The 23,285-nt window shown below is 35.4% G+C and carries 18 protein-coding genes; 10 read left to right on the top strand and 8 right to left on the bottom strand.

Translation table 11 applies throughout. The features are described 5' to 3' along the window. Window positions 1-90: 90 nt before the first annotated feature. Window positions 91-426 carry a hypothetical protein gene (locus tag ACGH49_RS08740; RefSeq protein ID WP_411589036.1) on the top strand — a complete coding sequence of 112 codons (336 nt, stop codon included), beginning with the start codon at window positions 91-93 and terminating at the stop codon, window positions 424-426. 524 nt (window positions 427-950) lie between these two features. On the opposite strand, the gene purD is transcribed toward ACGH49_RS08740, so the two are convergent. The 5 genes from purD to sohB all read right to left on the bottom strand — a co-directional run bounded on the left by purD (window position 951) and on the right by sohB (window position 9,065). Then, complete coding sequence (gene purD, locus ACGH49_RS08735) at window positions 951-2,240, bottom strand: phosphoribosylamine--glycine ligase (protein ID WP_411589035.1); 1,290 nt, start codon at window positions 2,238-2,240, stop codon at window positions 951-953. A gap of 85 nt (window positions 2,241-2,325) precedes the next feature. Then, a complete protein-coding gene (purH, locus tag ACGH49_RS08730) occupies window positions 2,326-3,918 on the bottom strand; it encodes a bifunctional phosphoribosylaminoimidazolecarboxamide formyltransferase/IMP cyclohydrolase (protein ID WP_411589034.1) in 1,593 nt (530 codons plus the stop codon). 462 nt (window positions 3,919-4,380) lie between these two features. Further along, the gene (locus ACGH49_RS08725) at window positions 4,381-5,973 is read right to left on the bottom strand and encodes a bifunctional aspartate transaminase/aspartate 4-decarboxylase (protein ID WP_411589033.1); all 1,593 of its coding nucleotides are present in this window, start codon (window positions 5,971-5,973) and stop codon (window positions 4,381-4,383) included. Window positions 5,974-6,002: 29 nt separating this feature from the next. Next, window positions 6,003-7,703 (bottom strand): aspartate-alanine antiporter, encoded by a 1,701-nt coding sequence (gene aspT, locus ACGH49_RS08720; RefSeq protein WP_065610318.1) that lies wholly within the window; start codon window positions 7,701-7,703, stop codon window positions 6,003-6,005. Window positions 7,704-7,949: 246 nt separating this feature from the next. Continuing rightward, window positions 7,950-9,065 carry a protease SohB gene (sohB, locus tag ACGH49_RS08715; protein WP_034912717.1) on the bottom strand — a complete coding sequence of 372 codons (1,116 nt, stop codon included), beginning with the start codon at window positions 9,063-9,065 and terminating at the stop codon, window positions 7,950-7,952. A gap of 167 nt (window positions 9,066-9,232) precedes the next feature. Here sohB and ACGH49_RS08710 point away from each other — a divergent pair, with 167 nt between their 5' ends. Beyond that, window positions 9,233-10,933: a formate--tetrahydrofolate ligase gene (locus ACGH49_RS08710; protein ID WP_411589031.1), complete on the top strand. Its 1,701-nt coding sequence runs from the start codon at window positions 9,233-9,235 to the stop codon at window positions 10,931-10,933. After that, window positions 10,933-11,349: an RnfABCDGE type electron transport complex subunit B gene (locus ACGH49_RS08705; protein WP_065590068.1), complete on the top strand. Its 417-nt coding sequence runs from the start codon at window positions 10,933-10,935 to the stop codon at window positions 11,347-11,349. Before ACGH49_RS08710 ends, ACGH49_RS08705 begins: the two co-directional genes overlap by 1 nt. Before the next feature lie 34 nt (window positions 11,350-11,383). Here the strand turns inward: ACGH49_RS08705 and typA are convergent, their stop codons facing one another. Both typA and hemG read right to left on the bottom strand, forming a co-directional pair. Further along, the gene (gene typA, locus ACGH49_RS08700) at window positions 11,384-13,210 is read right to left on the bottom strand and encodes a ribosome-dependent GTPase TypA (protein WP_065561705.1); all 1,827 of its coding nucleotides are present in this window, start codon (window positions 13,208-13,210) and stop codon (window positions 11,384-11,386) included. Window positions 13,211-13,375: 165 nt separating this feature from the next. After that, the gene (gene hemG / locus ACGH49_RS08695; RefSeq protein ID WP_411589030.1) at window positions 13,376-13,909 is read right to left on the bottom strand and encodes a menaquinone-dependent protoporphyrinogen IX dehydrogenase; all 534 of its coding nucleotides are present in this window, start codon (window positions 13,907-13,909) and stop codon (window positions 13,376-13,378) included. A gap of 139 nt (window positions 13,910-14,048) precedes the next feature. Here hemG and glmU point away from each other — a divergent pair, with 139 nt between their 5' ends. After that, the gene (glmU, locus tag ACGH49_RS08690) at window positions 14,049-15,434 is read left to right on the top strand and encodes a bifunctional UDP-N-acetylglucosamine diphosphorylase/glucosamine-1-phosphate N-acetyltransferase GlmU (protein ID WP_411589029.1); all 1,386 of its coding nucleotides are present in this window, start codon (window positions 14,049-14,051) and stop codon (window positions 15,432-15,434) included. A 3-nt stretch (window positions 15,435-15,437) separates the two neighbouring features. Then, window positions 15,438-17,270: a glutamine--fructose-6-phosphate transaminase (isomerizing) gene (glmS, locus tag ACGH49_RS08685; protein WP_411589028.1), complete on the top strand. Its 1,833-nt coding sequence runs from the start codon at window positions 15,438-15,440 to the stop codon at window positions 17,268-17,270. 293 nt (window positions 17,271-17,563) lie between these two features. Here the strand turns inward: glmS and ACGH49_RS08680 are convergent, their stop codons facing one another. Then, complete coding sequence (locus tag ACGH49_RS08680; protein ID WP_065606649.1) at window positions 17,564-17,689, bottom strand: IS3 family transposase; 126 nt, start codon at window positions 17,687-17,689, stop codon at window positions 17,564-17,566. A 71-nt stretch (window positions 17,690-17,760) separates the two neighbouring features. Here ACGH49_RS08680 and ACGH49_RS08675 point away from each other — a divergent pair, with 71 nt between their 5' ends. The 5 genes from ACGH49_RS08675 to rlmKL all read left to right on the top strand — a co-directional run bounded on the left by ACGH49_RS08675 (window position 17,761) and on the right by rlmKL (window position 23,194). After that, window positions 17,761-18,000, top strand: coding sequence for a hypothetical protein (locus ACGH49_RS08675; RefSeq protein WP_411589064.1), 240 nt, complete (start codon window positions 17,761-17,763; stop codon window positions 17,998-18,000). After that, on the top strand, window positions 17,909-18,940 hold the full coding sequence (drt3a, locus tag ACGH49_RS08670) for an antiviral reverse transcriptase Drt3a (protein WP_411589027.1): 1,032 nt from the start codon (window positions 17,909-17,911) through the stop codon (window positions 18,938-18,940). Before ACGH49_RS08675 ends, drt3a begins: the two co-directional genes overlap by 92 nt. After that, entirely contained in the window at window positions 18,933-19,148 is a 216-nt protein-coding gene (locus tag ACGH49_RS08665) for a hypothetical protein (RefSeq protein WP_411589026.1), read from the top strand. Before drt3a ends, ACGH49_RS08665 begins: the two co-directional genes overlap by 8 nt. A gap of 46 nt (window positions 19,149-19,194) precedes the next feature. Further along, window positions 19,195-20,835, top strand: coding sequence for an antiviral reverse transcriptase Drt3b (drt3b, locus tag ACGH49_RS08660; protein ID WP_411589025.1), 1,641 nt, complete (start codon window positions 19,195-19,197; stop codon window positions 20,833-20,835). A gap of 238 nt (window positions 20,836-21,073) precedes the next feature. After that, complete coding sequence (gene rlmKL / locus ACGH49_RS08655; RefSeq protein ID WP_411589024.1) at window positions 21,074-23,194, top strand: bifunctional 23S rRNA (guanine(2069)-N(7))-methyltransferase RlmK/23S rRNA (guanine(2445)-N(2))-methyltransferase RlmL; 2,121 nt, start codon at window positions 21,074-21,076, stop codon at window positions 23,192-23,194. Window positions 23,195-23,285 lie beyond the last annotated feature (91 nt).

Below are 23,285 nucleotides of genomic sequence, written 5' to 3'. Positions count from 1 at the left end.
ATCAATGGATTATTAGCTTAATTTTAAAATAATATTTCAGTATCTGAGTTATAGTAAAATAATAACAGTTAAAAATAAGGAAATAAAAAAATGGAAAAATCCCTAACATCAGCATTAAAAATAGTGCATTGGAGTTTAATTATACTACCAGGGTTGTTAGGAGCAAGTTTGTTTGATTACTCAGCAAATAGTTGCTTTGAATTAATACATGAACATATTATTTTAATTTTTGTTTTGTTAATTGTTTCTGTATTAATGATATTTTTCTCATTAAATCAATATTATGAAGACGTATGTGATTTTCTTATTTTATCAATAATAATCACCGTAGCTACATCCTATATTGCAATTTTATCACCGCCTGTTGCTTATTTTGTCAGGGGTTATGGTTTTTATAATTTAATGGCGCTTTTGGACTTTTTATAATTATAAATATGCTGCCAGTTATATTAACATCGATGTCAATGTAGTTTATTTTTTTGGAAAAAACTGGCAAAAAACTTTAATAAAATCAATTCATTTCCTGACCGATTTTTTGGGGTTTTTGTAGTGTTTTTTATAAAAAAGTGACTCATAAAAGCCACTTAAGGTTATGTTATCTGTCTTGTTCCGGCGTCAGACAAATTTGTTTGGAACAAATTTAAACACCTGAGCACAGCGAAGATGGCCTCGTAGAGGCAAGTATCAGGATGATACGAGTAGCGCCCAAAGGCCACATTCTGTAGCCAAAGCGCGGGATTGCAAAGGGAATTCGCTTTAATTCCCTAACACGAACGTGTTCACTGTGGCTATTTTATTCACCCAAAGCCCAAACGTCCGAAACCACCGCACTCAACCCACTCTATGCACTAACAAAAAAAAACTATTTTGATAAAAAATAATTCAGGAAAAGCATTGATTTTATTATAGTTTTTATTGGGTGTTTTTTTAAAAAAAAACACCCATCACCGCTATTTGTTTTGTTCCCGCTCAATTGCACGGTAGCCAATATCATGGCGATAAAAACAACCATGCCAATAGATGTCTTTGGCTTGCTGATAAGCACGTTGTTGAGCTTCAAGTACTGTGTTGCCAAGTGCGGTTACACATAATACTCGTCCCCCATTGGTGTAGACTAGCCCTTTTTCTAAACTAGTACCTGCATGGAAAATTTTGCAATCTTCGGTTGATTCTGCCGGTAGTCCAAGAATTATATCTTGGGTATGATATTCACCCGGGTAACCGCCTGCAGCTAGTACTACACCTAATGCGGATCTTGGATCCCATTTTGATTTGACCGTATCTAATTTGCCTTCTACCGCCGCTAAGCAAAGTTTGACCAAATCTGATTGCATTCGCATCATTATCGGCTGTGTTTCAGGATCGCCAAATCGGCAGTTGAATTCAATAACTTTGGGATTGCCGTTTTTGTCAATCATTAAGCCAGCATATAAAAAGCCGACATAGACGTTGCCTTCTTGCGCCATACCATTGACCGTTGGATAAATGATTTCATCCATTACCTTTGCAAAAACCGCATCAGTTACAACAGGAGCTGGCGAATACGCGCCCATGCCACCCGTGTTTAAACCTGTATCGCCATCGCCAACACGTTTATGATCTTGGCTAGTTGCCATTGGCTCTACATGTTTACCATCCACCATGACAATAAAGCTAGATTCTTCACCCTCGAGAAACTCTTCAATCACTACTCGGTGACCTGCATCACCAAAGGCATTTCCAGCTAACATATCACGAACGGCGTCTTCGGCCTCTTTTAGTGTCATGGCAACAATAACGCCTTTACCAGCCGCAAGTCCATCGGCTTTAATCACGATCGGTGCGCCCTTTTCACGGATATAAGCAATTGCTGGTTCCACTTCAGTAAAGTTTTGATATTCAGCTGTTGGAATTTTATGACGTGCTAAAAAATCTTTAGTAAAAGCTTTTGAGCCTTCAAGTTGAGCGGCCGATTTTGTTGGACCGAAGATTTTCAATCCTGCTTTTTGGAAGCTATCAACAATGCCAATAACCAGTGGTGCTTCAGGACCAACAATGGTCAAATCCACTTGCTGTTGCTGGGCAAAATTAAGCAGTCCACTCACATCGGTGACTTTGATATTAATATTTTCTAAACTTGGTTCCAGTGCAGTACCAGCATTGCCGGGGGCAACAAAAACTTTAGAAACCAATGGAGATTGTGCTGCTTTCCAAGCAAGTGCATGTTCACGCCCACCATTACCAATTACTAATACTTTCATAAAAGATCCTTTTAAGATGCCTTTCATAATATAAAGATATATATAGATAACTAATTTTTAAAAAGCTAACAAAGTGATCACATAATTAATGCCTAAAATGACGCATTTTAGTAAAGATCATCGAGATATTGTGCTCATTTGCGGCTTGGATCACTTCATCATCTCGAATGGAGCCACCGGGTTGAATCACACAAGTCACACCTGCGGCTGCAGCGGCATCGACGCCATCTCTAAATGGGAAAAACGCATCTGAAGCAACAACTGATCCTGCAACGTTTAAATTTTCATCTTTAGCTTTAATTCCGGCTATCTTAGCAGAGTAAACACGACTCATCTGCCCTGCTCCAATACCAATTGTCATATTATCTTTTGCATAGACAATGGCATTTGACTTAACAAATTTTGCCACTTTCCAACAAAATAGCGCATCTGAAAGCTCTTGAGCAGTTGGTTTACGTTTGGTTACTACTGTTAATTCATTTGGCGATATCATGCCTAGATCGCGATCTTGGACTAATAAACCGCCATTGACACGTTTAAAATCTAAACTTACTGATGCTGGTGTTGACCACTCACCACATTCAAGTACACGCACATTTTTTTTAGCTTGAGTAATGGCTAAAGCTTCTTGGCTAACTGATGGGGCAATAATTACTTCTACAAATTGTTTATCAACAATGGCTTTTGCGGTATCTACATCAAGCTGTCGATTAAAGGCTATAATGCCACCAAAAGCTGAAGTTGGATCAGTTTTAAAGGCTTTTTCATAAGCATGTAAAATATTATCACTAACCGCTACGCCACAAGGATTAGCATGTTTTACAATCACACACGCTGGCTCATCAAATGATTTTACACATTCAAGCGCAGCGTCGGTATCAGCAATATTGTTATAAGAAAGGGCTTTACCTTGCAATTGGTTTGCTGTTGCAATCGAGGCTTCTTTGACATCTTGCTCAACATAAAAAGCCGCTTGCTGATGCGCGTTTTCACCGTAACGCATATTCTGTTTTTTAATGAATTGTAGATTTAAAGTTCGAGGAAACTCGCCCGATGGTTGATTGGTTTCACCCATGTAAGGTGGCACTAATCGCCCAAAATAGTTGGCAATCATACCATCATATTTAGCCGTGTGTTCAAAGGCTTTAATTGCAAGGTTAAAACGATATTTAAATGAAAGGGAGTTTTGGTTACTATCCATCATATTGATGATATTTTCATAATCACTACAATCAACTACAATGGCAACATCTTTATGATTTTTGGCAGCAGATCGAACCATTGTCGGGCCACCAATGTCAATGTTTTCAACCGCATCATCTAACGTACAATCTGGTTTAGCGACAGTCTGCGCGAAGGGGTAAAGATTAACAACAACCATATCAATCGGTGCAATTTGGTGTTGTTGCATAATATCATCATCAATACCCCGTCGCCCTAAAATTGCCCCATGAATTTTAGGATGTAAAGTTTTAACTCGCCCGTTCATCATTTCAGGAAAACCAGTGTAATTTGATACTTCAATAACAGGTATTTGGTTTTCCATTAATAATTTTGCTGTCCCCCCAGTCGAAAGGAGTTCCACATTACGTTCTGATAAGGCTTTTGCAAATTCTAAAATACCGGTTTTGTCGGACACACTAAGTAAAGCACGACGGATAGGACGAAACTGCTGCATGAAAGGCTCCGAAATTGATATCTACAATCTAAGTTATTGAGCCAACATTATATATAAATTAAAGATAGAAGTTTAGTGTTAACTTATCAAAAACGATCAAAGTAGTTGAATGATAATATTTGACTTTATTTCGGTTTTGACAAATCAGCTATATTTTATTCTTGACAAAATACCTAACACTTCCAACACGCTTTTTTGACGTGTTATGCTCGCTTATTTGTCAGCATATTTTGACGACGTATAAATGGTTATATTAACCTTTTAACGTTATAAAGATAGGTCTATTTTTCGTTTTACATAACTCAGGTAGTATATTGATTTTATATTTTCTCAAAAGATAGATTGTCGTAATACTGTTACTTTTGGATACATCAGTAGTAGAAAATTTACAACATTTTGGTTGAATAAAACCCTAGACTAGCTAGGGTATTAATTAAGTTTATTGATTTAAATATTTAACTATTAATTCTTCGCTTTATATTCAGCATAATATTCTTCTGCTAATTTACTCATTGATAATCCAATTGCGGCATATTGATATTCATTTAAGTTTGCTAACGATGCTCGAGCAGAAGGATGTTCTACAGCAAATCCCTTACCCGGTAGTAGTACAACACCTGCTTCATCAGCAATTCTGAATAACATTTCAGATGGATTTTTATTTTTTAGGATCCATTTAGCAAATTTATCGTCATATAATTCTCGGCAAATATGTTCAAGATCCACTAGAGTGTAATAATCTACACTGTTTTCATCGGTTTGATGTTTAAGACCTAAATGTTGATAAAGTGATGCTGCGCGGCGTCGAATTAGCGATTTTAATGCTGTTTTATAGCTTTGATCGCTATCCATCATTTCACATAATGCAAATAATACCATTTGTACTTGCTGTGGTGTTGATAGTCCAGCAGTATGGTTTAATGCAACCGCACGACTATCGGCTACTAAGCGGTCTATAAATTTTAGATTTTCAGGGTCAGTAACAATTGAGCTATATCGTTTATTTAAGATCTGTTTGGTTTTGCTTGGTAACGCTTTAATGGCTTTATCTATTACATTATCATGTGCTGTTGCAATAACACCTAAACGCCAACCTGTAGCACCAAAATACTTAGAGAATGAATAAACTAAAATAGTATTTTGAGGGCAAATTGCAAATAAAGATTGGAAATCATCGGCAAATGTTCCATAAACATCATCAGTCAAAATGATCAATTCAGGACGTTTTTTAACAATCTCAGCAATGATTTTTAAACTTTTGTCATCAATTTTAACTGATGGTGGATTTGAAGGATTAACAACAAAAAAGGCTTTAATTGCTGGATCTTCTAATTTACGCAATTCTGACTCAGGATACTGCCAATTTGAGTTAGGATCAGAATTAATTAATACCTCAACTAATTGGTAATCGTTAAGTTCAGGAATTTCGAGATAAGGCGTGAATATAGGTGCGCCAATGGCAATTTTGTCACCTTTTTGGATTAATCCATTTTCTTTCATTGAGTTAAAAATATAAGCCATGGCAGCTGTGCCACCTTCAACAGCAAATAAATCTATATCATTACGATCCAGATATTGAGCACCCATTTGTTGTAAAACATATGCTTTAACCACATCTTCACTAAAATGTAGCATTCTATCTGGTACTGGATAATTACATCCTAAAATACCTTCTACCATTTCTTGTAAAAAGGCGTTTTCGTCAAGCCCTAGTTGATCACGAATATAAGAAAATGCCTTACCTAAAAAGGCAACACCAGGAGTGTTGTAATTTTGGCAAATAAAATGTTCAAAGCGTCCGGTTAGTCCTGCTTTAATTGGCATGCCACCGATACCTTCATTTAAATATGAAAATGACATTTCGGATTCTTGGGTTGCAAATACACCTAATTGGAAAAAAGCTTGACGAGGCCAAGTAGCAAGAAAGTTGGGATTACCTCTACCTGCATTTAACATTACTCGATCAGTATGACTTTGTGCCAGTTTAATTAAGTTATCTTTTAATTCAAAAGGACTTAAATTAGCATATTGACTGTATTCTGTTTTGTTTTTCATACATTTGTATCCTTAATTTGATGGATCAATTAAACAAAAGCAACAACTAATGGTCCTAATAAAGTTAGGAAAACATTAGCTAAAGCATAAGTAATGGCAAAAGAGTTGGTTGGTGTTGAGTTACCAGCTTTATTTAGCACTTCACCAAAAGCAGGATTAGCGCTACGCGAACCCGCTAAAGCACCGGCAAACACCGCTACATTTTTATAGCCTAATACATATTTACCAAAATAAATGGCAAGTAACATTGGCAATAAAGTAACAACAACACCAATTAAAAATAGAGATAAACCTTGTTCTTTAATAGTATTAATCGCTTGAAGGCCAGAACTTAAACCAACAACCGCCACAAAACCAGCCAAGCCAAAATCTTTTAAAAGTTGCACAGCACCAGTTGGTATGTTACCGATAGTTTGATGAACAGAGCGATACCAGCCGAATAATAATCCCGATAAAAGCGCACCGCCGCCAGCTCCTAATGTAATAGGAATATCGCTAACACGTATAACGATTAAACCAATAATAAGACCAACAACAAGCCCTAAACCATGAAATATCCAGTCAGTTTTTTCACTTTTAGTGATTGGAGCACCAATTTTATCTACAACACGACGAAGATCACCATCAGCACCATAAATAGTAATAACATCACCAAGTTTTAAATTAATATCGTTAGTAAGAGGAAGGGATTGTCCATCACGATGAATAGCCAAAAGGTATATTCCATGTTTTAATTTCATAACTTCGTCAGATTGAAGTACTTGAGTAAGATTTTGATCCACATAACGGCTATTACGCATTTCAACATCTAGTTTGTTCATCACTACATCCATACCTGATGCTGAATTTACTTCGCTACCAAGTAGATCTTGTGCTTTAATCATAGCGTCACGATGACCCACAACCAGAATGATATCTTTTGACTTTAATACTGTTTCAGGGGTTGCTTCTATTATTTTATTGCCACGTTTAATACGTTCAATACTGATACCATTTACAGTTTGTTCAATATGGGAAACAGTTTGGTTGATTTTATTGGTAATACGATACAAACGACCACTAATATCAGATAAAGCTAAATTTTGATCATTGCCCAATAAGAGCGAACCATGAAGCTGTTCTGCTTGTGCTTTAATTGCATCATCGCCAATATCTCTACCCATTATTTTTGGTAGAATATTGACACACACTATAATGGCACCTAGTGAACCAAATATATAAGTGACTGCATAACCAATAGTGACATTAGCTTGCATTTTACTTAATTCTTCAGCACTTAATCCAAGCTGGCTTAATGCATCAGAGGCTGTGCCCATAATGGCAGATTGGGTCAATCCTCCTGCTGCTAAACCAGCAGCAAGGCCTTTGTCTAAATTGAATATTTTAGCTAAAATTACAACAGTCACAAAGCTTGCGACAGCAATAAATAATGCTAAGAATATTTCGCGTAATGTTTTCACGCCTAGTGAACGGAAAAACTGAGGACCACTTTCATAACCCACAGCATAAATAAATAGTGCAAAGAGAATCGACTTAACCCCAGCATCAATAGTAACGCCAAAAACACTTAAAGCAACAGCGACAAGTAACGAACCGGCAACACCACCGAGTTGGAATTTACCCATTCGAATGCCACCAATTAAATATCCTAAACTTAACGATAAAAATAATAGAATTTCTGGGGAGTGTTTAAGCCCATCTAAAACCCAATTTGAAAGCCATTGAAACATATTAATTGTCCTCAAGGAGAAACATAAAGAAATGTAATTAAAGGAAAGAGTTTACCCATTAATTTTTATGGATTGTTTATATATTAAACCTATTTAGAATAATGGATATTCAGTTTTGACAATTAATGCTATCGTTAAAAATTAATCAGTTGCTGATAAACTTTTACGTTAAAAGTGAGCTTAATTTATGATTTTTGAATTTTAGGTCTAAGAGGATATAAGTATTTGCTAAATAAAAAAGGGCTATTACAGCCCGTTTTCTTGTCTGAAAAACAATCTTTCTACACTTTTCATCACGTTCTTCGAAATTCTTTCCGATAGCTTTTGCCTACGTTGATAGCAGACTGAGATAATTTTATGTGTTTCTAAGTGAGATAAAATAAAGTCATCACTCGTACTGATTTCGTCAACTAAGCCTTTATTTTTAGCTTGAGTTGCAAACCAGTGTTCGCCTGTTGCAACTTGTTCGATATCAACATTTGGGCGATACTCTTTAACAAAGTCTTTAAATAAAAGATGAGTTTCTTCTAATTCTTGTTTGAATTTTTGACGTCCTTCTTCGGTATTTTCACCAAACATCGTCAATGTACGCTTATACGCACCTGCCGTTTGTAATTCAATATCTACATCATGTTTTTTGAGTAAGCGGTTAAAATTAGGGATCTGCGCAACCACACCAATTGAACCCACAATTGCAAATGGTGCTGCCACAATTTTGTTAGCGGTACAAGCCATCATATATCCCCCACTTGCCGCAACTTTATCAACCACTACAGTGAAAGGTATATCACGCTGTCTAAACCGTAATAATTGCGATGCAGCAAGACCATAACCGTGAACCACGCCACCTGGGCTTTCAAGCTTAATGACAACTTTATCTTCAGGCTTAATAACAGCTAATACAGCAGTGATCTCTTGGCGTAATTCTTCAACTTCGTGTGCGTTCATGCTGCCATTGAAAGATAATACAAATAATTTAGGTTTAACTTGTTGGTTTGTATTACTTTCTACTGGTTTCGCTACATTATCTGAATCTGACGAAGTTTGTTCGGCAGATTTTTCTTGATTTTTAGCTTGTTTCTTTTTTTGTTTAGCTGCTAATTTCGCTTGCTTTCTCTCATTTTTTTTCTGTTTTTTAAGATCTTTCATAAACAGCTTAGCTTCTAACTCGTCCATGCTTGACATTAACATGTCGTCTTTAACTTGTTCATATTCTTGGCTAATATCTTTAACCGATAACCGCCCTGCCACCGTTGCTGATTTACGGCGTTGGCTTAATATAAAAACAAGCACAGCTAAAATTGCAATAACAACTGTTGCTGTTTCAGCTAAAAAAAGAGAATACTCAGAAAACCAATTCATTTAATTATTATCCTTTAATGAAATATATGTTGATTGAATAGATTTAGTAATTATAACAAGATAATTGCGAATTGTGCCGAAAAACGATAAAGATAAAATTGTCGCTTTATTCGGCAAATCAAATTATTTATACTGATAACCCAAATTACTGTTAGATGAGAATTAATATGCCATTACATCCAATTACCGAAATAGCTAAACAATGCAACATTCCAGAAGAATTTGTCCTGCCTTACGGCAAGCATGTGGCAAAAGTTGATCTATCCATTCTTAAAACCAAACCAAACAAACCTAACGGTAAATTGGTATTAGTTACTGCTATCACGCCGACGCCACTTGGTGAGGGTAAAACAGTTAATACTATCGGGCTAAGTGAGGGCTTAAATTATATTGGTAAGTCAGCAATCGCTTGTATCCGTCAACCAAGTTTAGGTCCTGTATTTGGTGTTAAAGGTGGTGCTGCTGGCGGTGGTAAAGCCGAGGTTTTGCCAATGGAAACATTAAATCTACACTTAACAGGTGACATTCATGCCATTACTGCCGCACATGATTTAGCTTCTGCTGCTTTAGATTCAAGGCTTTATCATGAAGAACGTTTAGGTTATGAATTTACTGCACAAACAGGCTTACCGCGTTTAAACATTGATGTAAATCGCATTGTGTGGAAGCGAGTGATAGATCATAACGATCGTGCGCTTCGTAAAATAACTGTCGGTGTTGGTGGTGGCGTTAATGGTGTTACACGCCAAGATGGATTTGAAATTACCGCAGCATCAGAACTCATGGCAATTTTAGCCTTAGCTTCAGATTTACATGATATGCGTGCTCGTATTGGTCGTATTATTCTTGCTTATAATACGCAAGGCGAAGCCATTACCGCAGAACAACTTGAAGTTGCTGGCGCCATGACTGTGTTACTTAAAAATGCAATTAATCCAAACCTGATGCAAACTGTTGAAAACACACCTGTACTTATTCATGCTGGACCTTTTGCTAATATCGCTCATGGTAACTCATCTGTCATTGCTGATCGTATTGCGTTACAACTTGCTGATTATGTTGTGACTGAAGCGGGCTTTGGTTCAGATATGGGCATGGAAAAATTCTTTAATATCAAATATCGCCAAGCTGGCATTAAAGCTTCATGTGTAGTGCTTGTTGCAACAGTTCGTAGTTTAAAATCTAACAGTGGTAAATATAATATTAAACCTGGGCAAGCAATTCCAAAAGAAATTTCAGAATCTAACGTTGAATTACTTGAAATTGGTGCTGCCAATTTAGCATGGCATATCAACAATGCCAAAAGCTATGGATTACAAGTAATTGTCGCTATTAATCGCTTTCCACATGACAGTGAAGAAGAATTAGCGTTTTTACAAAAATATGCGATTGAACATGGTGCATTTGCCTGTGAAGTTAGTGAAGTCTTCACTCAAGGCGGTAAAGGCGCTGAAAAATTAGCAAAACATGTTATTAAGGCATGTGATATACCGAGTGAAGTCAAATTGCCTTATCCTGATAATATGCCACTCGCAGATAAGATTCAAACTATGGTAAAAAAATATGGTGCTAACACGGCTAATTTATCAGACACTGCACTGGAAAACATCAAAGAGATCGAAGAATTAAAACTGGATCATTTGCCACTTTGTATTGCTAAAACGCCAATGTCAATTAGTGCTGATGCAAACTTAAAAAATGTTCCTACCGATTTTGATGTCGATATCAGTCATTTAGCTATATCTGCCGGTGCTGGTTTTATTCGTGTTTATGCTGGTAATGTGATGACCATGCCAGGGCTAGGTACTAATCCTGCTTATAGACAAATCGATATTGACAAAGATGGTAATATTGTAGGTTTAAGTTAATGCAAGAAGTAATTATGCAAACCCAAGAACAATATAAAGCATTTATTGATGAAGAAAACTGTATTGGCTGTGGCAAATGCATTCGTGTTTGCCCAACTGATGCCATTGTCGGCAGTAAGCAAGTGTTGCACACAATTTTGCCACAGTTATGTACCTCGTGCAGTAATTGTATTAATACCTGTCCAACAGACTGTATTACATTAAGCACTTTAGGCACTGTATTAAGTGAATCAGAAGAGTTAGCGCTAACTGAGAAAAAGCAACAGCGAATAAACCATAATCAATTAGTGCCACCAACAATTTTGTTTCCTCGTGTCACACCGATGGCAAACAAAACTAGCACATCGATCGACCGAAAACAGTCTATCGCCGATGCCATTGCTAGAGTAAAAGCCAAAAAAAACCTCGCTAAATAACGAGGTTTTCATATTACGATAGAACTAATATTAATTAGTCTTTGTTACCACTTCTAAATGCACGTTTTCGGTCATTTTCCGTCAAATGACGTTTACGAAGACGAATAGATAACGGTGTTACTTCCACTAATTCATCATCGTCGATAAACTCTAACGCTTGTTCCAATGACATTTTAATTGGTGGTGAAAGTGTTGTTGCTTCGTCGGTACCTGATGCTCGCATATTAGTCAATTTTTTACCCGTTAAACAGTTAACAGTTAAATCGTTTGAACGAGTATGTATACCAATGATTTGCCCTTCATATACTTCAGCACCATGACCTAGGAATAACTTACCACGATCTTGTAAACCATATAACGCATAAGCCAATGCTTTACCTGTACCGTTAGAAATCATTACGCCATTATTACGCTGACCAATTTCGCCTGGGCGAATATCATCATAATGACTAAATGTAGAATAAAGTAAACCTGTACCTGAAGTCATAGTCATAAATTCAGTTCTGAAACCGATAAGTCCACGGCTTGGAATTACATAATCTAAACGTACGCGACCTTTACCATCTGGTAACATGTTTGTTAGATCACCTTTACGTAAACCAAGGGCTTCCATTACTGAACCTTGATGCTGTTCTTCAATATCAAGCGTAACTTGTTCAAATGGTTCTTGTTTTTTACCGTCAATTTCTCTAAAAATAACCTTAGGGCGAGAAACACCTAACTCATAACCTTCACGGCGCATATTTTCAATTAGTACTGATAAATGCAATTCACCACGACCCGATACTCTAAAAGCATCTGGATCTGGAGTTTCTTCAACGCGCAACGCAACATTATGTACAAGCTCTTTATTTAAACGCTCAAGAATTTGTCGAGATGTTACATATTTACCTTCTTTACCAGCAAATGGTGAGCTATTAACATTAAAGAACATCGTTACTGTTGGTTCATCAACAGTTAATGCCGGCAGAGCTTCAACGCAACTGTTATCACAAATCGTGTCAGAGATACCGAGTTCACCAAGACCAGTTAATGCAATAATATCACCAGCTTCGGCAACTTCAGCTTCATAACGTTGCAGCCCTAAATGACCTAGCACTTGCCCTACTTTACCTGTACGTTTGTTACCTTCACTATCAACTATAGTCACTTGTTGATTTGGTTTAACACGACCACGTTTAATACGACCAATACCAATAACGCCAACATAATTATTATAATCAAGTTGAGAAATTTGCATTTGGAATGGACCATCTAAATCCACTTTTGGTGGTTCAACATGTTTAACAATCGCTTCAAATAGTGGCGTCATATCTTCAGCCATATTTTCATGATCTAAGCCCGCAATACCCATTAATGCAGAAGCATAAACAATAGGGAAATCTAGCTGTTCATCAGTAGCTCCTAAATTAACAAACAGATCAAACACTTGGTCAACCACCCAATCAGGGCGAGCTCCTGGTCGGTCTACTTTATTGATAACCACAATCGGTTTTAAACCATAAGCAAATGCTTTTTGCGTTACAAAACGTGTTTGAGGCATTGGTCCATCCATTGCATCAACGAGCAATAATACAGAATCAACCATAGACATAACACGTTCAACTTCACCGCCAAAATCAGCATGTCCTGGGGTATCAACGATATTAATTCGGTAACCATTCCAATCAATAGCGGTATTTTTAGCTAAAATGGTAATACCACGCTCTTTTTCGAGCGCATTAGAGTCCATGATGCGTTCGTTATCGTCACCCCGTAGATTATCTAGCGTACCTGACTGTTTTAATAACTTATCAACCAATGTTGTTTTACCATGGTCAACGTGAGCAATAATGGCAATATTTCTTAAATTTTCAATCACAATTAAAATTCCAATTAGGAGACAGATTCTATAGGCGCAGTATTGTACACCTTTTTAGCCGAAATGTTGATCTATATCACAAAGTTTCTTTAAAAGAAGTTGAACACTTGATATCTTTAGAAAAATATCAATTTATTTGTAAAAAAGTTTCCGGTAACTATACGTTTAAGTATAAAACTGTTCAGCAAATTCATCTACCTTTGCCCAATTTGTATATTCAATAACCGGTTTTGTTACATCAGTGTCACCTTTCCCTAACAACATAATAAAGCGGATCATATTGCGATCAAACCAATTATATTGAGGATAATAAAGCGCGCCAGCAAAAACAGCAGTAAAAGCTGGTTTCCATGCTATTTTAGCTAAAAACTTTTTGGTATATAAATTTGTTTCTGGTGTATTTTTATTGGGTTTCCTCGCAACCATATTTACCCCAAAAAATCCAGACTTCATACTATTTAACTGCTGATAATTCTTATCGATAAATACTTTCATCACTTTGCTATAAAATCCATAACGAATCGAACTTCCCAATAAGGCTGCTTGGTATTGCGTCAAATCGATTTTAGTATCAGGTAACAGTTCAATAACATCACAATCACATCGACCATTAAGTCGTGTTTTTATACGTTGCATAATCTTAAATGTCTGTTTTTCATGTGTGGTATAGAGTAATAAAACTTTTATAACGGAATTCATAACTTGCTGCCTCTTTTGTTAAACTCTTGGGTAAATATCAATTTTACTTTTTTTATGATAAAAATTAAAAGATTGGGGATGATTTCATTAAAAATTTTGATTATAGTGTTACACTAATTCAATCAAATCGGAACCAATTATGGCAATTTCACCACCAAAGCTAAGTGCAATTATTTTGGCGGCAGGAAAAGGCACACGGATGCATTCCAACCTACCTAAAGTTTTACATAAAATTGGCGCCAAGCCGATGTTACAACATGTGATTGATACAGTTCAACAACTTAATACAAATCGCATCAATATTGTTTATGGACATGGCAAACAACAGCTTAAAGATGCGCTTAAAGAGCAACATGTGCAACTGGTATATCAAGCTGAACAACTAGGTACTGGTCATGCTGTGCAACAAGCTATCCCTTACATTCAAGATGACGAAGATATCTTAATTTTATATGGCGACACTCCCCTTATATCGGTTCAAACACTACAAACTTTAATTGCCAGTAAACCCCAGCAAGGTATCGCTTTATTAACTGTTATTCTTGAAGATCCAACAGGTTATGGTCGAATAGAACGCAAAAATGGCAAAGTTGTTGCTATTATTGAACAAAAAGATGCTACACCAGAACAACAAAAAATCAATGAAATTAACACTGGCATAATGCTAGTTAACGGAAAATTATTGAAAAGTTGGTTATTACGTTTAACCAATAATAATGCGCAAAAAGAGTTCTACTTAACCGATATTATTGCTTTTGCTTACCAAGATGGTTATAAAATCTTAACCTCGCACCCAGTTCAACAATTTGAAGTTGAAGGTGTTAATAATCGCCTACAATTGGCAATGTTAGAAAGACAATATCAACATCTGCAAGCTCAAAATTTATTACTAGCTGGTGTAACACTGCTTGATCCAAATCGCTTTGACTTACGAGGCACACTATCGCATGGTAAAGATGTTACGATTGATTGTAATGTAATTATTGAAGGAAATGTCAAACTAGGCAATAACGTATTTATTGGTGCAGGCTGTGTCTTAAAAAATTGCTCAATTGATGACAATTCAACAATCAGTGCGTATAGCATTATTGAAGATTCAACTATCGCTAAACAGTGCACTATCGGACCTTTCGCCCGTCTACGACCTGGTTCACAGCTTGATGAACAAGCCCATGTTGGCAACTTTGTTGAATTAAAAAAAGCACATCTAGGCCAAGCAAGCAAAGCCGGACACTTAAGCTATCTTGGCGATAGCGAAATTGGTAGTAACGTCAACATAGGTGCAGGCACCATCACCTGTAATTATGACGGTGCAAATAAATTTAAAACTATTATTGAAGATGATGTGTTTGTCGGTTCTGATACGCAATTAATTGCACCTGTAAAAGTGGGTAAAGGGGCAACTATTGCAGCAGGGACAACGGTTACCAATAATGTGAATGAGAACGAATTGGTCGTAAGCCGAGTAAAACAAAAACAACTTGCTGGTTGGAAACGACCAACAAAGCTAACTAACGAGGAATAAGATATGTGTGGAATTGTAGGTGCTATCGCCAAACGTGATGTTGCTGAAATATTATTAGAAGGTTTAAAACGATTAGAATATCGTGGTTATGACTCGGCAGGACTGGCAATTATTTCACCACAAGGTGAATTACAACGCGTTCGTCGTGTTGGCAAAGTACAAGCACTTAAAGATGCCATTGAACAGCATCCACTAGAAGGATCTATAGGAATTGCTCATACTCGCTGGGCAACTCATGGTGAACCAGCTGAACACAATGCTCATCCACATGTATCTGGTTTTATTGCCGTTGTGCATAATGGAATTATCGAAAATTTTGAACCACTACGTGAAAAGCTGATCGCCAAAGGTTATCAATTTCGTTCAGAAACGGATACTGAAGTTATTGCCCACTTAATTCATAACATTATATCAACAGAAGATTGTTCCTTATTTGACGCTGTACAAAAAGCTATTCCACAACTACGAGGGGCTTACGGTACAGTCATTATGGACACTCGCAATCCAGATATACTGGTTGCGGCACGTTCAGGCAGTCCTTTAGTTATAGGTTGTGGCGTAGGAGAGAACTTTATCGCATCCGATCAATTAGCACTATTACCCGTCACTCGCCAATTCATCTATTTGGAAGAAGGTGATATCGCACTTATCACTCACCGAAAAGTAACAATCTTAGACAAAAATCATCAAAAAGTAGCAAGACCATGTTTAGAATCTGATGCAAAGTATGATGCGGGTAGTAAAGCAGGCTACAGCCATTACATGCAAAAAGAGATCTACGAACAACCTAATGCAATAAAAAATACGCTTGAAGGCCGCATGGTACATGGTAAAGTTGATTTGTCCGAACTTGGTGATGAAGCCAAAGCCATCCTTAAACAGGTTGAGCATGTTCAAATTGTTGCCTGTGGTACTGCTTATAATGCAGGTATGGTTGCACGTTATTGGTTTGAAGCTTTAGCAGGAATTCCTTGTGATGTCGAGATTGCATCAGAATTCCGTTATCGAAATCCAGCTCGTCGCAAAAATAGCTTATTTATCACCCTTTCACAATCTGGTGAAACGGCTGACACACTCGCTGCATTGCGATTAGCCAAAGAAAATAATTACCTAAGCACCCTTGCTATCTGTAATGTGGCAGCCTCAACACTCGTGCGCGAAGCAGATTTAGTTCTATTAACCAAGGCGGGGGTTGAAATCGGTGTTGCGTCAACTAAAGCCTTTACCACACAATTAACGGTTTTATTGCTACTAGTTGCTAAATTAGGACGCATAAATAATATGGCTGAAAGTACTGAGCAGGCTATTGTGCATGCACTACAAGTCCTACCAAACCGCATTGAACAAGTGCTCACAGCAGAACCTCAAATAAAAAAACTAGCTAGTCATTTTGTGGATAAACATCATGCGCTATTCTTAGGTCGAGGTGATGAGTATCCAATCGCTATGGAAGCTTCGCTAAAGCTCAAAGAAATATCTTATATTCACGCTGAAGCCTATGCTGCTGGTGAACTCAAACATGGTCCACTTGCATTAATTGATGCTGATATGCCAGTGATTGTTATGGCACCAACCAACGAAATGCTAGAAAAATTAAAATCTAATATAGAAGAAGTTCGAGCGCGTGGTGGTCAACTGTATGTTTTTGCTCAAGAAGATGCAGGTTTTGTTAGTGATGATACTATGCATATTATCAATCTTCCCCATATTGAAGAACTTACTGCACCAATATATTACACAGTACCTACACAACTACTTGCGTATCATGTTGCTTTGATCAAAGGAACCGATGTCGATCAGCCTCGTAATTTAGCAAAGTCGGTTACCGTGGAGTAAGTTTGGCTGGATTAAATGTGATAATTATTTGTTTTAATATTTTAATCAAGCATAATAACCTGATGAACTGACACCAAGTAATGAGCATATCCTAGTAACGGGATAGCAGGTTAAATGATTTTTCATATAAGCGTACTTCACCGACTTGGATTGTTGATGAAGTACACATGCGCCTTTTTTAGTATATCATTGGCCATTTTCAGTTCTTTAATCTCTTTTTCTAATGCCATAATCCGCTGTTGCTCAGTTGTTAACTCTCGACGGCTGGTTTTATTTGGGGAAAGTTGCCTAATCTATTTACCTAGGGTTGATTTACCCACACCTAGATGGTTGGCAAGTTCGCTGATAGAAAGGTGTGCATTAGATAACGCATAATCCACTGATTGTTGTTTGAATTCGATACTAAATTTTTTGACCATGATATTTGTCTCCTATGATTTTTTTTATATCATAGAGGTGACTTTTGTCCACTTTTTTGGCGAGGAATATAATGTTAAAACAATCTTTTAATATTGAAGCTATATCAAAAATTATCAGTAAGCGAGATGTATGGAAATGGTCTCTTTGGAATAATAATTCAGAACACGAAAAGTGTTTAATAGAATTAGAAAGAAAGATTAATTCTAACAAATATTCTATTGCACCATTTAAAGAACATATACATAAAAATAAAAAAAACATTTCAAGCTTCCTCTATCGAAGATACATTATCTATCAAACTATTGGATAAATATTTAAGACGAATATATAAGGTAAAACAATCTGATAGGCAAAAATTAATCCTACAAATAAAAAGCTTATTAACCGACAATGAAGATTTTAAAATAATTCGACTTGATATTGAAAAATGTTATGAATCCATTAATTTTTCAAAAATTTTAAGTAGATTAGAATCTGATATGCTTTTAGCACCTAATTGTCTTCAACTTTTAAATTCAATTCATGATATATGTAAAAAACAAAAAATTTCGGGCTTACCTAGAGGATTATCTATTTCTCCTACTTTGACTGAACTTTTTTTAGAAAAAATTGATAAAGGGTTAAAACACCAAGATGGTGTTATATATTTCAGAAGGTATGTTGATGATTATTTTATAATAGTTGAGTGTGGTAAAGAATCAACAATAGAAGGCTACATTATAAATGAATTAGATCAGATAGGGTTAAACATTAATAAAAAATCTGATAAATATGCAATTGCGCCATCAAGAAATTGTTGTTTTGACTACTTGGGATATAACTTTTCGACAAAATATAAAGAAAAAAAAGGAAATACAGTTAATCTTTGTATTTCTAACTCAAAATTATCTAGAATAAAAAGTAAAATTGCCTTGTCCTTTAATGATTACAAAACAAATAAAAATTTCAATCTATTAAAGCAAAGAATTAATTATTTATCCTCGATCCGAATTATAAAAAAACACGAAAATGGTACTCTTTTAGGAGGGATTGCATATAGTTATTGTCATGTAACCGATGATTTTGAATTATTAAAAAAAATTGATGGCTTTTATATAAAAATGATTAATTCAAAAAGGTTTGGATTGACCGTTGCACAACAAAATGAATTGAAGAAAAAATCTTTCTATGGTTTTGTAAAAAATAAAAAAAAGTCTACTTTTACAAGAAAAAAAGTACAACAAATAGTAAGGATATGGAAAAATGCCTAACATCATAAAAATTGATTTATCAGATAAATATCGCACACTTCTAACTGATGTATTACCTTATGAACTTCCTTTATGGTACAACAATTATAATATGTATAACTGTCTTAAAAATAATTTAAGTAATTATATGACAGTTTCAACTTTAAAAAATAAAATTAGTGAAAACTTAATTCCTTTTAACTATAAAGTTTTTAGAGGGGGAAAATAAAAGCCCTCGTGTTTTATCTATTATTCACCCACTATCTCAATTACATGTGTGTGATTTTTATGAAAAATATGCAACTATTATAGAATATTATTGTAGTAAGTCTGATAAATCTCTTAGATACCCATTTAAAATTGCCACTAGCTTTTATGGAAAAGTTAACAAAATGGGGGCTCAAAAAAAAATTGATAGTATTGAAATGTATGAAGATGACCCCAAAACTGCTAGTTCATATTTTAAGTATCTTAAATATCCCTTTCTATATCGTTTTTTCGAGTCTTATGAATATCATAAATTAGAAAAACGTTTCAATCATATGATGCAAGTTGATATATCTAAGTGTTTTCCTAATATATATACACACAGCATTGGTTGGGCGACAAAAAACAAAAGGCTAGCAAAGAATAGAAGTAATGGTTCATTTGAACATCATTTTGATACATTAATGCAAAATACAAACTACAAAGAAACTAATGGTATAGTCGTTGGACCAGAGGTTTGTAGAATATTTGCCGAAATAATTTTACAACAAATAGATATAGATATTGTAAAAATATTAAAATCAAAATATGAAGATGGCATTGATTATGAAATAAGAAGGTACGTTGATGATTATTTCATTTTTTACAGATCCTTAAATGTAGGAGAGGCAGTTCATTTAGCAATTTCAGATGCACTTGTAAAATATAAGCTACATCTGAATGAAGCTAAAACAGAGTATATTGTTAGACCATTTACAACAAAAATATCTATTACTAAAAATAATATTAAAAACACTATTCATAAATTATTTAATTATAAAACTGAAAAAAATGGAGAAATACATAAAATAAATTATCCAGACAGAAAAGCAAATCAAATTATTTCTAAAATTAAAATGGTCATTTTTCAAAATAATGTTTTGTATAGCTCAATTTCTAATTACCTTATTAAATCAATTGAAAACCAATTTACAGTTCTTATAAATGAAATAAATGGATTAGATAAAAAAGAAGAACATCACTTAAATTGGATTTTAGTTGATTTAGATGTTTTATTCTTTTTTTATGCAATGGATATTAGGGTAAGAACAACGGATAAAATTGCAAAACAAGTTGAATTTTTATTAACAACAATATCAACTTGGAAAGAAGAAACAATAAAAGAGGTTATTTATAAAAAAATATTTGACCTTATAAAGCAAGCTATTGATATTTTCCTTATCACAAAAGGTGAATTATACGGTCTTGAGATACTTAATCTATTAGTTTTATTAACATTATTACCTGTCCATTATCAACTAGATGTAAATAGATTAGATCAATATTATCTACGATTAATAGGTACTACATCAGAAGATGATTTTTATTTTATATGGGTTACTTTTTTATTATACATCAAAAATAACAATGTCTATGATGAAATAAAATCGAAGTTAATTACTTTGGCTAAAGATTATTTAACAAATAATAAAGATCTTTTCAACTCATCACATTATTTTATTTTATTTTTTGATTTTGCATCTTGTCCATATGTGGAAAAAAATATTCGGTCTGATGTGATCAATAAAGTAAAAAAAATAAATAAGGCAAATTATAAAGATAAAACAAAAGATTATATTTTAAATAATGATTTTATTGTTCAATGGAAAAAAACTGACTATTTACAAAATAGCTTAAATAAGCGAGAATTTATATTCTCGTATGAGTGATTATGTCCCTCAACCTGATAATTTTTCTTTTGATAGAGATATTGATTGGGTGTTCTGGCACCACACACGAACAAGGTTGAGGGGCTCCAACTGTAACTATCCCCTAAAACAGTACAACAAACTTTTCTGACTATTAATAAACTAACCCAATATTCATCTAACTAATCTCAGCCTTTATTTCCCACTATTGCAATTAGTCGGTATAATGCCAACAATTTTATTGTTAAGTGAGTTATGCATGAAAACGCTATTTGCCAGTACATCTCGTGGGCTTGAAGAGTTATTAAAAAAAGAGTTAGAACAAATTGGTGCAATTAATTGTAAAATTGCGCAAGGTGGTGTTTATTTTGATGCCGATGAAAAAACGCTATATCAATCATTATTATGGTCGCGTTTGGCATCTCGCATTTTACTACCTATTGCCGAGTTCGACATCTATAGCGATTTGGATCTGTACTCTTGTGTGTTTAATATTAAATGGCCAGATATTTTTGCTGTTGATAACTCTTTCGTGATTAATTTTGTTGGCGTAAACGAGTTTATCCGTAATAGTCAATATGGTGCGCTAAAGATCAAAGATGCGATTGTTGATCACTTTTTGCGTCATACTAATGAACGTCCTAATGTAGCAAAACAAGATCCCGATATTCGACTTCATGCTTATTTAAATAAAAACCGTGTCACACTATCTTTAGATCTAAGTGGTAATAGTTTACATGAGCGTGGTTATCGAGAGCAAACAGGGAAAGCCCCACTAAAAGAAAGCCTAGCGGCAGCTATTATTATGCGTTCTGGTTGGAAAATAACTGAGCCATTGCTCGATCCGATGTGTGGTTCAGGTACATTACTAATTGAAGCGGCAATGATCGCATCACAAATCCCTCCTGGTTTACATCGTAAACAGTGGGGATTTTTTGCTTGGAAAGGCTTTAACCCGACATTGTGGAACAAATTGCTTTTCACCGCAAAACATAACGTATCTAAAACAAACACACCATTTATCGGTTATGATAATAATGCGACGGTACTTGAACGAGCCAAACAAAATGCCCTCCAAGCAGGTGTAGGGGATTTAATTACTTTTTCGATGCAAGATGTGACTCAACTGACCAATCCATTGCCAACTGAAACAGTAGGCATGATCATCAGTAATCCACCTTATGGAGAACGCTTAGAAAGTGAACCTGCGCTTATTGCTTTGCATACGGCACTTGGTCGACAAATCAAACAAAATTTTGGTGGATGGCGTTTATCATTATTTAGCGGTGCGCCACAATTGTTAGATTGCTTACAAATGAGAGCAGAAAGACAATTCAAAGCAAAAAATGGCCCTCTCGACTGTCTACAAAAAAATTATGTCATTGCTAAGCGTAATACTGAAGAAGCAATCACAAATTCCACTATTCCAGCTGTGGATTTTGCTAACCGATTACGCAAAAATAAGCAAAAATTAGAAAAGTGGGCAACCCAAGAACAACTAGAATGCTATCGGCTTTATGATGCAGATTTGCCTGAATACAATGTCGCTATCGATCGTTATAAAGATAAAATAGTGATGCAAGAATACGCAGCGCCAAAAAACATCGATCCACAAAAAACTCGCCAACGGCTTTTTGATACTATAAATGCCACCATGTCAGTGCTTGAGCTTACCGCCGATCAGTTAGTATTAAAAACAAGAGAAAAGCAAAAAGGCAAACAGCAATACCAAAAACTAGGACAAAAACAGGACTATTTTTTAGTCCATGAATACCCGATTAATCAGCGCAAAACCACATTTTGGGTTAATGTGACCGATTATTTAGATACAGGATTGTTTTTAGATCATCGCTTAGCACGAAAAATGATTGGTGAAATGAGTGCAGGAAAAGACTTTCTAAACCTATTTGCCTATACAGGTAGTGCAACGGTTTATGCTGGACTTGGCGGAGCAAAATCAACCACCACGATCGATATGTCTCGCACCTATTTGGAATGGGCAGATCGTAATTTAAAACAAAATGGTTTAACAGGTAAAAAACATCGATTAATTCAGGCGGATTGTTTGCTCTATTTATCTCAAGCTGATGAGCAATTCGATTTAATTTTTATCGATCCGCCGACATTTTCAAACTCGAAACGGATGAACGATACCTTTGATGTTCAGCGTGATCACTTAAAATTGATGACCGATTTAAAACGCTTGTTACGCCCTAATGGAACAATTATCTTTTCGAATAATAAGCGTGGTTTTAAAATGGATAGTATCGGTATGCAAAACCTAGGGTTAACCTATCAAGAAATTACCAATAAAACGCTATCGCTTGATTTTAAACGCAATAAACAAATTCACTGCTGTTTTATTGTAAAACATCAATAAACACAAACCGCCATAAGGCGGTTAATTTATTAAAATTATGACAAAATAAAACATTCAACAAAATTAAACCATTTCAGCTGGGTTTGATTTG

This window comes from Gilliamella sp. BG7 (assembly GCF_046635565.1).
Classification (GTDB): Bacteria; Pseudomonadota; Gammaproteobacteria; order Enterobacterales; family Orbaceae; genus Gilliamella; species Gilliamella apicola_P.
Note: the sequence above shows the minus strand (reverse complement) of the source record. Positions and strands in the feature narration are given on the sequence as shown.